Origin of the sequence: Mycobacterium sp. (assembly GCF_035633495.1) — a bacterium.
Classification (GTDB): Bacteria; Actinomycetota; Actinomycetes; order Mycobacteriales; family Mycobacteriaceae; genus Mycobacterium.
In genome coordinates, this window is the sequence record NZ_DASQEU010000054.1 from 1 (window position 1) to 13,484 (window position 13,484).

Annotated in this window: 10 protein-coding genes and 1 pseudogene; 4 read left to right on the top strand and 7 right to left on the bottom strand. The window is 69.1% G+C overall.

All coding sequences use genetic code 11. From position 1 onward, the window contains the following. Positions 1–92 precede the first annotated feature (92 nt). Both VET27_RS08155 and dcm read right to left on the bottom strand, forming a co-directional pair. Positions 93–1,298, bottom strand: a complete 1,206-nt coding sequence (locus VET27_RS08155; RefSeq protein WP_526516880.1) for a DNA cytosine methyltransferase — start codon at positions 1,296–1,298, stop codon at positions 93–95. Next, complete coding sequence (gene dcm / locus VET27_RS08160; RefSeq protein ID WP_526516882.1) at positions 1,286–2,578, bottom strand: DNA (cytosine-5-)-methyltransferase; 1,293 nt, start codon at positions 2,576–2,578, stop codon at positions 1,286–1,288. Before dcm ends, VET27_RS08155 begins: the two co-directional genes overlap by 13 nt. 72 nt (positions 2,579–2,650) lie before the next feature. Between dcm and VET27_RS08165 the strand changes: the two genes are divergently transcribed. Beyond that, positions 2,651–3,079: a very short patch repair endonuclease gene (locus VET27_RS08165; RefSeq protein ID WP_526516884.1), complete on the top strand. Its 429-nt coding sequence runs from the start codon at positions 2,651–2,653 to the stop codon at positions 3,077–3,079. On the opposite strand, the gene VET27_RS08170 is transcribed toward VET27_RS08165, so the two are convergent. Next, positions 3,066–3,236 carry a LuxR family transcriptional regulator gene (locus tag VET27_RS08170; RefSeq protein WP_526516886.1) on the bottom strand — a complete coding sequence of 57 codons (171 nt, stop codon included), beginning with the start codon at positions 3,234–3,236 and terminating at the stop codon, positions 3,066–3,068. The two genes, VET27_RS08165 and VET27_RS08170, sit on opposite strands and share 14 nt — an antisense overlap. Positions 3,237–3,259: 23 nt before the next feature. Here VET27_RS08170 and usfY point away from each other — a divergent pair, with 23 nt between their 5' ends. Beyond that, a complete protein-coding gene (gene usfY, locus VET27_RS08175; RefSeq protein ID WP_526516888.1) occupies positions 3,260–3,565 on the top strand; it encodes a protein UsfY in 306 nt (101 codons plus the stop codon). 48 nt (positions 3,566–3,613) lie between these two features. On the opposite strand, the pseudogene VET27_RS08180 reads toward usfY, so the two are convergent. Beyond that, positions 3,614–3,921 (bottom strand): annotated as a pseudogene (locus tag VET27_RS08180) (GNAT family N-acetyltransferase). A gap of 58 nt (positions 3,922–3,979) precedes the next feature. Here VET27_RS08180 and VET27_RS08185 point away from each other — a divergent pair. Then, positions 3,980–4,435 (top strand): carboxymuconolactone decarboxylase family protein, encoded by a 456-nt coding sequence (locus tag VET27_RS08185; protein WP_526516890.1) that lies wholly within the window; start codon positions 3,980–3,982, stop codon positions 4,433–4,435. 30 nt (positions 4,436–4,465) lie between these two features. On the opposite strand, the gene recD is transcribed toward VET27_RS08185, so the two are convergent. From recD to recC, 3 genes are read right to left on the bottom strand one after another with little or no spacing between them, the layout of a single operon-like run. After that, complete coding sequence (recD, locus tag VET27_RS08190; RefSeq protein ID WP_526516892.1) at positions 4,466–6,208, bottom strand: exodeoxyribonuclease V subunit alpha; 1,743 nt, start codon at positions 6,206–6,208, stop codon at positions 4,466–4,468. Further along, positions 6,205–9,498 (bottom strand): exodeoxyribonuclease V subunit beta, encoded by a 3,294-nt coding sequence (recB, locus tag VET27_RS08195; protein WP_526516894.1) that lies wholly within the window; start codon positions 9,496–9,498, stop codon positions 6,205–6,207. The genes recD and recB overlap by 4 nt, the downstream gene beginning before the upstream one ends. Beyond that, a complete protein-coding gene (gene recC, locus VET27_RS08200) occupies positions 9,498–12,791 on the bottom strand; it encodes an exodeoxyribonuclease V subunit gamma (protein ID WP_526516896.1) in 3,294 nt (1,097 codons plus the stop codon). The genes recB and recC overlap by 1 nt, the downstream gene beginning before the upstream one ends. 101 nt (positions 12,792–12,892) lie before the next feature. Between recC and VET27_RS08205 the strand changes: the two genes are divergently transcribed. Then, positions 12,893–13,483 (top strand): HD domain-containing protein, encoded by a 591-nt coding sequence (locus VET27_RS08205; RefSeq protein WP_526516898.1) that lies wholly within the window; start codon positions 12,893–12,895, stop codon positions 13,481–13,483. Position 13,484 lies beyond the last annotated feature (1 nt).

Sequence of the window (13,484 nt, forward strand, 5' to 3'; positions counted from 1 at the left end):
CTCACCCTCACCAGAACAGCTACCACAGACACCGTCTGGGCATGGTCGATCTGGCGACGAAGACACCAAGCCGCCGCCCGCGCCTGCCACTATCAACGCAGGTCAAAGCACCAATGAACCCGATCTACAACTGTAGTACTAGGCCTAGGGCCGGCGCCGACCCGACCTGTGTACGCCGTCAGTTCGTCGACGAACCCCGGCGGAAAGTGCAGCGTGCCCTTCTCGGTCCGCCGCAGGAACCCCGACGCGGCGCGCACCGACAGCGGCTTGCCCTGGAACTGAAGGAAGTCCACCAGGGGTAGGCGGGCGTCCCACACCGGCCACGGTCCGACGTCGGCGGTGTGGACGAGGCCGTCGAGGTCCGACCACGCCGCGCGGCGCGACCACTTGGTCCCCGTCCATGGCGCGTCGCCGTCGGGGTCGTACCGGCCGGGGTCCGCGAGCCGCCTGCCGATCCACGCCGCGACGGGCACGCTGACGGAGTTGCCGACCATGCGCCAGCGTTCGCCGCGGCGGGCGACCTCGTCGGCGGGCGCGGTCCAGTCGACGGGGAAGCCTTGCAGCCGTTCGGTATCGCGCAGATCGGGCGTGACGTAGCAACCCGACGGCAGTCTGATCGCCGGGGGAGAGGGGACCCCCACCGAGGACCCGCACTTGATCGGTGGCACGGCGTCGACGGCCCATCCGAAGGAGCGCATGCCCTCGGTCCAGTAGAACCCGCACGCCACCTCCGGGTAAACGGCTGCGGTGGCGGGCTTTTCGCAGTCGTCGGCCAGCAGCACGTCGCGCGGGTCGCCGACCCGGGACCCGACGAGGTACCACCGGTTGCGCCGTTGTGGGAGCCCGAATGCCTTGGTGTCGACGACGCGGTACGCCCACCGGTAACCCAGTTCGGTCAACGCACTCGTGATCAGCCGCAGTGCCGCCCCCCGGCCCAGCGAGACGAGGAACGGCACGTTCTCGAGCACCACCCACGGCACGTCGCCGTCCTCTAGCAGTCGCAGCACCTCGCCGACCAGACTGCTTCGGGCGCCGACGATTCCGGCTTTGCGCCCGACACTGCTGAGGTCCTGGCAGGGAAAGCCCGCGACGAGGAGGTCGGTGCCCTTCGGCACGGTGGCGACGTCGCGGACGTCGGCTTCGATCTTGGTGTCTGGGAACCGTCGGCGAAGCACGTGCATGGCGGCCGACGAGTTCTCGACGAGCAGCTGGGCGTGGTGGCCGCTGGCAGCCATGCCGAGCTCGAGCCCGCCGATGCCGGCGAACAACCCGGCGACCTTCAACGTCACCGCAGCCATTCCAACGCCACGGCGTAGCTCAACCGCGACGGCACGGCGTTGCCGATCATCCGGGCCAGGGCGGTGCGCTGGGTGACGTCGTTGAACGAGAACCAGTCCGGAATGTATTGCAGCCGTGCGGCTTCGTGCGCGGTGATGGTGCGACGACGGCTCGGGTGCACGTAGCGGCCCATGCACATGCTGTAGAAGCCGGTGGTGATGGTCTGCGACGGGCGGTCCCAGGCCAGCCGTCCGTAGATGGCCTTGTAGCTGTGGCCGCCGTCCGCGTGACAGGCGGGACGTTGACTGTCCGGCAGGTCGAAGTCGCCGTGCTCGAAGAGGTAGTCGATGCGGCGCCGCGTCGCCGGTGCCGACCTGGCGACCTTGTCCACCAGCCTGGCGGGTTCGGGTTGCGACTCCAGGTCCTGGAAAGCCCATGCCACGGTGCGTCCGTCGCGGCGGTGCCGGTGGGCGACCTCACCGACGGTGGTGGTGTGGGTGAGGCTGGCCATGAGGACGAGCCGGCGGCGGCGCTGGGGTACGCCGATCTCGCTGAGGTCGATCACGCCGATCGACACGTGATACCCGAGTTCGTCGAGGGCGTCGGCGGTGCGTTGCACGACGGCCCGCCGGTCGTTGACTGCCCCCGGGACGTTCTCGATCAGAATGTGTTGGGGGGAAAGCACTTCCGCTGCCCGGACCATGGTTCGGTACAGCTCGTTCTTGTCGTCGGCGTGGCGGGTGCGGTTGTTGAAGTCGCTGTGGCCCTGACATGGCGGCCCGCCCACCAGCACGTCGACGTCGGCGTGGCGCTTGGCCAGCATCCGCTCGGCAGAGGTGAGGCGCGAGCCGACCTGGCCGGGCAGCACGTCGTCGACGTCGCGGCAGAGGGTGGTGCCCGACGGGAAGTTGGCGGCGTAGGTCTGTGCCGCGACCGCGTCGACGTCGACGGCGAGCGCCGGTTCGAACGACCTGTTGAGCGCACGCGCCGCCTCGGCCAACCCGATCGACAGCCCGCCGCAGCCCGAGAATAGGTCGACGGCGCGCACCGAGTTCCGGGCGGCGCCGCACGGTGGTGCGACGCTGCTCTGCAGCCAGGCGCGTTCGGCTTCGTCGGCGCAGGTGGGTCGGGCATCGGTGCCGTTGTAGCCGGCCATGACGCTGGCGGTCTGCCTGCCGTCCCGGCGGGCGAGGATGCGTTCGTAGGTGCCGTTGCGGGTGCGGAAGCGCTCGAACCCGACGGCTTGGCCGACCGCGGACCCGCGGGTCGTGGCGTGAGGCGAGTCGGCGGGGCTGCTCACCCACCGATCGTATGCAGCGTCGTCGTCGAGTTCGGGCAGGTGGGGCGGCGCGCCGTCAATAGGCTGGAGTCCATGGCAGATTCATGGGCGTCGTCGCCGGAGGCTCGGGCGCGGATGCAGTCGAACAAGAGCCGCGACACCAAACCCGAGCTGGCGCTGCGGTCTGCCGTGCATGCGCTGGGGTTGCGCTATCGGGTGTCGGCGAAACCGCTTCGTGATGTGCGGCGGACCGCCGATCTGGTGTTCCCGCGGGCGAAGGTCGCGGTCTTCCTCGACGGCTGCTTCTGGCACGGCTGTCCCGAACATCACACCGTCGCGTCGGCGAACGCCACGTTCTGGGCCGAGAAGGTGGAGGGAAATCGGGCCAGGGACCGGGACACCGACGGGCGGCTGGCCGCTGCCGGCTGGGTCAGCGTCAGGATCTGGGAGCACGAAGACCCCCTGGTGGCGGCGCGGCAGGTCGAGGAGATCGTGCGCGCCCGAGGCGTCATAGGTCGTTGACGTCGATCAGACCGTCCTGGATGGCGCGGGCGAGAAGCGCGGCCTTGGTCGTCGCGGGCCGTCCCGTCGCGGCGTACTTGTCGCGGAGGCACGGCGTGCTGGCGCGGAAAACCGCCGCTATGTGATCCAGCTCACAATCGGCGTACGCTGAGGGCATCTCTGCAAGGAAGGGAGATTCTCGTGAAGGGTGCGCATCACGATCCCGTGGATCACTCCCGAACCACTCAGCCGCATGCCGGCGAATCGTTCATCGACACACTGTGGCTGCCCGGTCTCGGGCTCATCATGCTCGGCACCGTCACTATCGCCGGGTTCCTCGCGGCGACGGCGTACAACGCCACGCAATGGCAGTTGCCGCTGGGTTTCATCGCCGGTGCACTCGTCACCGCAGGAGCGATCCTCATCGCGCTCGAGCATCATCGCGTCAAGCGCGTCGAGGAGCGTTGGCTGGCCGATCATCGGGACCCGCATCCGCTCGCTCGGTAGACAGGTCACCGTGCCCGCCTACGAGCGAATTCGCTGGGGCGGCAACGGTCACTGCAGTGACAGCATGATCTCCCGCGTCGGGCGGTCGACGATGTCGTCGTACTTGTGGTGCTTCTGGACGTAGGCCGCCACCATCGGGCAGACGGCGACGATGCGCATCCCTCGGCTCGCGTCGCCGCCAGGCCTTGGGTGATCAGCTGCGTCGCCAGTCCCCGTCCGCCGTAGGCTTCGTCGACCTCCGTATGCAGGAACACCCGCTGTTCGTCGCGCTCGAAGAAGGTCATACGCCCCACGGTCTTTCCGTCGACGGAGACGGTGAACTCCGAGTCGCCCGGCGCCACGGTCTCGTCAGTCATCCGTTCCCTCCCGCTCCGTACGATCGACCCGACACTACCGGGACGTTGGAGGCGCGCGATGGACACCGAGCACGTACACATCGACAAGCAGACGCCCGAGTCCTACCACGCGCTGGTGGCCGTGGCGACCGCCGTCTCCAAGTCGGCCAGGGCAGCGGGCTTGCCGCGCAGCCTGACCGAACTGGTCAACGTGCGCGTGTCGCAGATCAACGGCTGCCCGTCGTGTCTGGACGTGCATCACGACCGTGCCGTCGCGGCCGGTGTCACCGAGAAGCGGCTGGCGACGCTGTCGGTCTGGCGCGACACCGAGCTGTTCGACGCGCGCGAGCAGGCCGCGCTGAGGCTGGCCGAGATCACCACGACGCTGCCCGATCACGACACCGCGGACCGCGAATACGCCCGTGCGCGCGAGGTTCTCACCGACGACGAGTTATCCGCCGTGATCTGGGTGGCGACGGCCATCAACGCGTTCAACCGGGTGTCGATCCTCAGCAGGCACCCCGTGCGGCCGTAGCGCGAATTCGCTACGAGGCGGGCATTCGGGTCAGTCCCGGGAGGGCCGTTGCAGTCGAAGCGCCAACCCGGAGGCCCGGACCGCACGACGGTCGATGGCTGCCCGCACCGACGCCTCCGATCCGACGACGCGCACCTTCGCCTTCGCCCGCGTGACGGCGGTGTAGAACAGTTCGCGCGTCAACAGTCGCGAGTCGACCGGCGGCATCAGCACCGTCACCTCGGACGCCTGCGAGCCCTGGCTCTTGTGGATCGTCATCGCGTGCATCGTGTCGACGTCGGACAGTCGGCCCGTCGCGAATGACAGCGGCTGAACAGCACTGCCGATGAGCGCTCGCAGCCCGTCCGGGTCGCCCACGGTGACGCCGGTGTCGCCGTTGTACAGACCCAGCCCGTAGTCGTTGGCCGTGACGAGCACCGGCCTACCCGCGTACCAGTCCGACCAGATGGGCTCACCGGTCGATTCGGCGAGCCACCGCTCGACCTGCCGATTCCAGTGCTGCACCCCGTAGGGCCCGCGGCGATGGGCGCACAGCAGGCGGTGTTCGTCCAGTGTCTCGAGCGCCGTCAACGCATCGCCGAGCACCGCGGCTTCGCGCAATCGAAGCGCTTGCGGCAGAAGCACTTTGCGGAGTTCCGTGACGGGGTCCTCGACGTCGACCCACTCGATGTGGTCACCACCGGCCCGCAGCACCTCGAGCGCGGCGACGGCGTCTCCGTCGCGGATCGCCGAGGCCAGCGCGCCGATGGACTCCCCGAAGCGATGCGACGTTTGCAGCGCGGCGACCGCCGTGCCCTCGGTGGCTCCGAGACCGTCCACCAGGTCCGCAAGCACCGCGCCCGCTTCCACCGACGCCAGCTGGTCGGGGTCGCCCACCAACAACAGTCGAGCCTCGGGCCGCACCGCTTCGAGCAGCCGGGCCATCATGGTCAAGGACACCATCGAGGTCTCGTCCACCACGATCACGTCGTGGGGCAGCCGGTTGCCCCGGTGGTGCCGGAACCGTGACGAATTGTCCGGCCGACTCCCCAGCAGCCGGTGCAGAGTGGTCGCTCGCAGACCGGAGATTCGTTGCCGGTCAGCGGGTTCGAGCTCGTCGATCTCGATCTGCACGGCCTCCTGCAGCCTCGCGGCGGCCTTTCCGGTCGGCGCCGCCAGCGCAATCCGCAGACGCGGTGCCGAGCCCGCCTGTCCGGCGAACAATGCCAGCAGTCGCGCCACGGTGGTGGTCTTGCCCGTCCCCGGGCCGCCGGTCAGCACCGTGAGTCGTTGTGACAGTGCGGTTTCCGCAGCCCGCCGCTGCTCCTCGTAACCGGAGGGGAACAGTCGCTCGAGGTCGGTGCTCGACTCGATCGGCGCGCCACCCAACATCGCCCGTAGGTCCTTGGCGACTTGGTCCTCCTCCCGCCAGTACCGGTCGAGATACAGCAGGTTCCCCTCGCGGCGCAACACGTGCGGACGGCCCAGCAGCGGGCTCGCGTGGACGGCCGCCGTCCAGTCATCGATAGCCGGCCAGGGCAGGTCGGGGTCGTCGACCTGCGCGGCGACCGAGCTCAGGTCGACGCACACCGAGCCGCCCCGCAACCCACGCACGACGAACGCGACGGCCAGTGCGACCCGCTCGTCGGGGTCGCCTGCGAGAGCGGTGAGGCGTTGGGCGACCAGCACATCCGACGATTCGATGACTCCCGCGTCGTTGAACGTTCGCAGCAGTCCCGACGCACCGGCCGATCGGCGCCAGTCGGCCTCGTCGACGGTCTCGGCAGAGGTCACGCCGCCCTCCCCGTATCGAGCAGGTCCGACATCGCCACGGTCAGCGCCGCCGGGGGCTGCCAGTCGAACACCCCCGCGGGATGGCCGTCGACCACGGGAGTCTGCTGACCGCACATGCCGCGCAGGAACAGGTACATCACCCCTCCGAGGTGGCGTTCGGGGTCGTAACCGGGTTGGCGCCACCGCAGGAATCGGTGCAGCACGACGCTGTAGAGCAACGCCTGCAGCGGGTAGTCGGAGTGGAGCATCGCCTCGACCAGCCGGGGGCGGCCGTAATCTGCTGCGGTCAAGGGCTTGTCGTCCTCTCCGAGCCAGTTCGTCTTGTAGTCCACGACGACGTAGCGACACCCGTCACCGTCGGAAATGCGCAGTACCACGTCGATCGATCCGTTCAAATAGCCCCGCAGCGGCTGGTCACCCAGTCCGGCGCCCATCAGGCGGTCGGCGTACGACGACAGCGGATCCTTCGGCCGCACGTGCTGCGCCACCAACCGGCCGACGTCCCTGAGGTGGATCTCCGGGGCCGTCGCGCCGAGATCGCCACCGGCGAGCGGGAACTCGAAGTCGAGCTCGCGCAACCGGTCTCGCAGTCCGATCTCGCGCAGCGTCAACCCGCCCGCCAGCGGCCCGAGCGGAGTGTCGTGCATCGGGACCATCGCGGCTGCGAGGTTGGCGGCGGGCACGTCCACCGGCCACCACACGGAGTGCTCACCGATCCGTGAGGCCAACTCGGCCTCGAGGTCCGCGGCGAACGGATCAGCCGTCTCGAGGACCGCGTGCACCAGGCTGCCGAACTTGGCGCCCTTGGGCAGGTCGGCCATCGGCGACGGCACGTCGGGCCCGATGGGGGTCTGGATCAGAGCAATGTCGGCGACCTCGTCGTCCAGTTCGACGATCTCCGGTTCGCTACTGACACCCGGTGTTTCGGTCACGCGGATCAGACCCGAGTAGGAGGTTCGCCGCCACGTCGTGTCGATGTTGCGATGGAAGTGCCTGGCCGAAAGGTCTGACGGCGCCGGTTCGGCGGGCGGGGACGCGACCATCGTCGGCACCGACCGCTCCAGTACGGGTCCCCCCTCCGCCTCCCACGCGCGGAGTCGTTCCAGGGCGTCTGCGTCGCTGATCTTGGCGGGTACGCAACGGTTCGGGACGACGGACTCACCGGGGCGACGCCCCCGCAGCAGCCGCGACAATCCGCCGTTCGGTTCGTCGCGCGCCGAGGACCACCACACCACCACCTGGGACTGCGCACGGGTCAGCGCTACGTAGGTCAACCGGCTGTCGTCACCCGCCGCTTCCGCGCGACCCTGCGCCTCCACCGCGTGGTAGTCGGGGCTGTCCTTGCCGCCGATGTGAAGGCACCGTGTGTCCTCGTCGTGGAACAGGATGATCTCCGGATCGGGCACCCAGCGGTTGAAGGCGAACGGCAGGTACACGATCGGGTACTGCAATCCCTTGCTCACCCACACCGTCATGATCTGTACGGCCGCGGAGTCGCTGTCGAGTCGTCGGTTCCGCTCGGTGGCACTGCCGCCGTCGCGTTCGGCCCGCAGCCAGTCGCGCAGCGCGGGCAGGTTGTACCGCTCGCGGTGCGCGGCGTCCTGCAACAGTTGCGTCATGTGCGCGAGATCGGTCATGTGACGCTCGCCGTTGCGCCAGGACAGCACCCGGTCGCTCATGCCCGCGAGCTGCGCTGCTTCGAAGATCGCGGCGACACCGCGTTCGCGGGCATGACCCGCCCACTCCCGCAACGTCTCCGCGATCGCGTCGGTCAGCGCGTCGCCGCCCTCCACCAGATCCTGCGCACTCTTGCCGAAGAACATCGTCGCAGCGGCCGCGCGTACGACGCCGGCTCGGTGCGGTTGATCGAACGCCTCGAGCAGGGCCAGCCAGTCGTCGGCGGCCTCCGAGCCGAAGATGTCCGAATCGCCGGTGTACACCGACGGGATGCTCGCCTCGGCCAGTGCGCGCTGGCAGGCCCGCGCGTCCTTGTGCGTCTCCACGATCACCGCGACGTCGCGCGCCTGCACCGGTGTGCCGTCGTAGGTGGCGCCGCTGGCCAACAACGCGCCGACGTCGGCCGCCAGGTCCCTGCCAATGTGGTCGCGCAGGTCGCCGATCGCGAGATTCTGAACTCCGCTGCGGCCGAGAGTCTTCCGCTCCACCACGCGCAGGCGGAAGGGATCGTCGCACGGCGCCCCCATCAGCCGATGGCCCTCGCGCGCCGCCGCGACGTCGTGGACGACGATCTTGGGGTTCCCCAGTTCGGCGCCGCGCAGCACCGCCTGCAACCGGTCGACGAGCACACCGTCGCTGCGCCAGTTGGTCGTCAGGGTTCTCTTGTCGCCGGCGGTCTCGGCGGCGCTCAGGTAGGTGACGATGTCGCCACCGCGGAACGCGTAGATGGCCTGTTTGGGGTCGCCGATCAGGATCACGGTCGAGCGCTTGCTGAAGGCGCGGTCGATGACCTTCCACTGCACGGGGTCGGTGTCCTGAAACTCGTCCACCATGACGATCGGCCATCGTTGGTGCATGCGGATCCCGGCGGGGGATCGGTCCGCGTCGAGGGCCGCGGCAAGTCGGGTCAGCAGGTCGTCGTACCCGAGGATGCCCTGTCGCCGCTTGCGCGTCTCCATCTCGGCCAGAACGTGATTGGCGAACGCGATGCAGACGGCGGCTCGCGAATCGGGGGCCGGATCGCGGGGCCGCAGTTCGGTGGCCGGATGGTTGACCACCTCCTTTCCGAGGGTGAGGGCGTCGCGGTAGCTCAGCACCGGATCCTCGCGCTCGTTGCCGAAGTGCGCGAGGTAGAGGTCGTTGACGATCTCGGTGACCAGGTCGTTGAGACTCTCCACGAGTTGGACTCCGGCATCGGAATCGCCGGCCACGCCCAACGACTTGAGGACCAACTGGCAGAACTGATGGGTCGTGGCGATGGTGGCCGCGTCGAAACCGGCAAGGGCGTCGCGCAGCCGTTCGCGTCGCGCAGCGCGCTCCTCGTCGGTGCCCTCCAGTAGGTGCGCCACCACCTCGTTGCCGCCCGCGACCGGCGGATCGTCGAAAGCGGCTGCGGCCTGGGCGATCTGGGACCGCACGCGTTCCCTCAACTCCTGGCTGGCGGCCCTGCCGAACGTGATGAGCAGCATCTGGTCCAGCGTCGCCTCGCCCTCGGCGACGTAGCGGGTGACCAGACCGGCGAGGGCGAACGTCTTTCCCGTGCCGGCACTGGCCTCCAGCACCGTCGTGGAGTGCGCGGCGGGCAACGGGCCCCGCAGGTTGAAGGGTTCCATCACTGGCTCACTTCCGCGCGCAGCATCGGCAGCCAGAGGCGCCCGGCGTAGGCGCCCAGACGGTTGTCCTCACCGTCGAACTCCTCACCGGGGAGCAGCGGCTGCATCAGTTCCCTCAGCCAGGCGCCCTGCCCCCAGGCGCGGACGTGGGCCGGTTGCCGGTCGTCGCCCGGATACATGTTCGACTTCCAGCGGAACGACGCGGCGCGTTCGGGGTCGTCGCCGCCGTGCCGCGCCTCGGCCCAGGCGTAGGAGGTCTTGAGGGGTAGCGGCAGGGGTTCGCGTGCCCCCGCGTCGTAGATCGCCACCAGATCCCGCAGCAGTTCGACGGCCGACCCCTGAGGCCGTCCGAGGTTGCGCTGGCGCGGCGTCGTCCCGCGCTTGGGTCGCCCGATGCAGATCGCCGACCAGTCGGTGCCCGGCTCGTGGGCGTACAGGGCCAACAAGGGAATCCACGACGCCAGCAGGTGTTTGCCGTCGAGCTTGGAGTAGGTGACCGAAACGATCCCCTTGCCGAAGACGGGCGACACCGTGCCGGTCAGGCGTCGACCCGAGCCGACGTCGACGTCGACGTCGACGGCGTGTGCAGTGACGTTCCGGTACGGGTCGGCCGCCTGTGCCAACAAGCTCGACTGGTGCTTCAGCTCGGTCGCCTTGCGCCAGCCCAGTTGACCGGGTGGCAGCGCGCCGCGACGCCACTCCGCATGCCTGGCGTCATCGGGCGACATGCCGCGCAGCATGTCCGAGAGCATCCGATCGCCGACCGCCCACTCCTCCAGCGCGTCGATGTCGACGGGCATCGCATCTTCGACGCCGTCGACGTCCCACGGCAGCGTGTATTCCAGTGCGCGGAAGAAGCCCTTGACGGGATCCTTGAAGAAGCCCACCAGATCCGCGAGCACGACGTCGTCGGCCGGTCGTGCGGGCAGCGGACCCGCCACGAACTTCGGCTGCTCCGACCGCTCGCCCGCACTCGCGCGGGCCGCTCGCAGCACGGTGGGGTCGAACGTGAATGGCACCTCCGGGACCAGCCGGCCCGGCATGACGTTGCGAATGTCGAAGGGCTGCAGGGGATGATGGACGACGATCTGGTCGCGCACCCGGCCCGTGGTCGTGGTGTCGAGGGTGTCCAGCAGCTCGGCCAGCGGCACGGCGGGTGGACGCGGTTGCCCCGAGTACTCGTTGGCCCCGGTATAGGTGATGACCAGTTTCTCGGTCGCCGCCCCGATGGCGTCGAGCAGCAGTTGGCGATCCTCCGAACGGGTGTCGCGCTCGCCGGTCATCGGGTTGCGGGCCAGCGCGTCGTCGCCGTCGATCACGCCGCGGCGCGGGAACACCCCGTCGTCGAGGCCGATCAGGCAGACCACCCGATGTGGGACCGACCGCATCGGCACCATGGTGCAGACAGTCAACGTGCCGGTGCGGAAGTTGGCGCGGGTGGGCCTGCCGGCGAGATGGCGGCCGAGGAGCGACTTGACGTCGGGCAGGCGCAGGACCGTGGCGGCGCGGGAACCCGCATCGGCGAGCACCTCACCGAACTCGCGTTCCATCTGGCTGGTCTGCCAGGCGTCGGCATCGCTGACACGGGTCAGCATCGTGATGCCGTCGGTCAGTGCGGCCAGCCAGTCGTGCAGCGGCTGCGCCCCGGAGAGGGCCTCGACGGTGCGCTGCAGACGGTCGACGAACTCGGCGAGTTGCCCGGCCAGGTCGACGCGGTTGCTGCTGACGTCGTCGAGCGGCAGGGTGGCGCCGATCCAGGCATGCGCGTCGTCGGACATCGCGACACCGGCCAGCACCCGGTCCAGACCGAAACGCCATGTGTCGTGGACGAAGTCGACGCCGTAGGGCCGGCGATGCTCCTGATCGAAACCCCAGCGGATGTTCGACTGGCGGACCCATCGCGTGATGTCCTCGAGGTTGTCGTCGGTGAGCCCGAAGCGGGCGCGCACCGGCGCCGTCTGCGCGAGGTTGAGTACTTCGCTGGCCGTTGCGCGGCGGCCCGCGAGGTCGAGTAGTTGCGACGCCACTGCCAGCAGCGGGTTGGTCTGGACCAGTGAGCGGTCAGCCAGCCGCATCCGCAGACGGTGCGCCGGGTGGGCGCCACGAAGAACGTCGCCCAGCCCGAAGTCGGCGTTGATCAGGGGTGCGTAGGTCTCGATGTCCGGGCACATCACCAGGATGTCGCGCGGCTCCAGAGTGGGGTCGTCGGTGAGCAGGCCGAGCAACACTTCGCGCAGCACGTCCACCTGACGGGCCGGCCCGTGGCAGGCGTGCACCTGAACGGAGCGGTCACCGGTCGACAGCGCACGGCCTTGTCGCCGAACGGCATTCGCGGCGATGTCGGACTGCAGCCAACCCAGGAGATTGGCCGGGTAGTCGCGGGCGCCAGCCGGATGACCGAGGTACTCGTCGGTGTGCAGTTCGGCGGGCAGGCTCCGCTGCAACTCGCGCACGTCCCGGCCGAGGGTGGCCAGCAGTGGATGGCCGACCCTGCGGTGGCTGGTGTCCGCTCGGCGTGGCACGGCACCGCGGAGATCGTCGAGGGCGCGCCACAGATCGTCGCTGGGGTGGGGCAGCCAAAGGTGTACGTCGTGATGCGTGGCGAGGGCGTCGATCAACTCGATCTCCGTGACCGGCAGCCGGGTGTGTCCGAACAACGACAGTCGCGGCGGTAGGTCCGTCGGCGACTCCCGAAGCCGGGCAACGGTTTTCCGATGCCGTTCGTGTGGGGGATCGGCGGGTATGCGGCCCGCAAGTGCGCGCCACAGCGGTGGTTGCCAGTCGAGGTCGCCGTCCAGCCCGGCGATGTTTCCCTCCAGCCAGTTGGCGAGCAGATTTGGACGTTGGCTGGCGTAGGACGCGAAGAGCCCTGCGATCCGTCTCGCGACGGCGTAGCGCCTGCCCTGGCGGAGTTCTTTCTCCTCGCCGACGTCGAAGTGACCGAGGTGGGTGGCCAGCGTGCGGCACCACGGATCGTCGAGGCTCTCGTCGATCACCTCGAGCAGTGGCCACACCATCGTGTCCGGCGACCACGGATCGTCGTCGGCGGTCCCCGTGATCTCGGCGATGAGCGAATGCGGGTTCCTGAACTCGACGCCTGCGCAGACACCGTCGGCGCCTGCGCCGCGCCCCAGCACGTGGGACAGGCGCTGGCTCAGCCACCGTTCGACGCCGCGGGCGGGCACCAGGACGAGTTCCATCGCGAAGGGATCGTGGAGGGGTTTGGTGAGCAGGGTGCCGAGACCGTATGCAAGTAGGTCCGTCCGTTCGGCACGGTGGAGGTGAAGCGCCATTGAAGCCAGCCTAGGGGGCGCCCCCGACAGCGGTCCGGAGAATGCCGCGATGTTTGCTCAGTGGGGTTCGACGTGTCGTACCCCTGTGCCACGGTGAGGACATGCCCCCGCGCCTGTCAGCCCGCTTCGACGAGGCCCTCGCGTACGCCGCGAGCCTCCATCGGACGGCGACCCGCAAGGGCGGCGACATCCCGTACGTCGGTCACCTGGTCTCGGTGGCCAGTCTGGTGATCGAGGGTGGTGGCACCGAGACGCAGGCAATTGCCGGTCTGCTGCACGACGCCGTCGAAGACCAGGGCGGTGCGCCGGTTCTGGCCGAGATCCGGGAGAAGTTCGGGGACGACGTCGCGACCATCGTCGACGAGTGCAGCGACACCGACGTGGCGCCCAAGCCGCCGTGGAGGCAGCGCAAGCAGCACTACGTCGATCACTTGGCCGAGGCGTCCGAGGCGACCCTACTGGTGTCGCTGGCCGACAAGCTCGACAACGCCCGCGCCATTCTGCGGGACTATCGTGATCACGGGTCCGACCTGTGGCAACGGTTCAACGTGAGCGATCCGCAGGAGCACCTCTGGTACTACCGGTCGCTGCTGGCGGTCTTCAAGGAAAGGAACGACACCTGGCTCGTCGCCGAACTCGAGCGTGTGTTCGGTGAACTGGAGAATCTGGTCAGCAAGGCGCCCAACGCCTAGG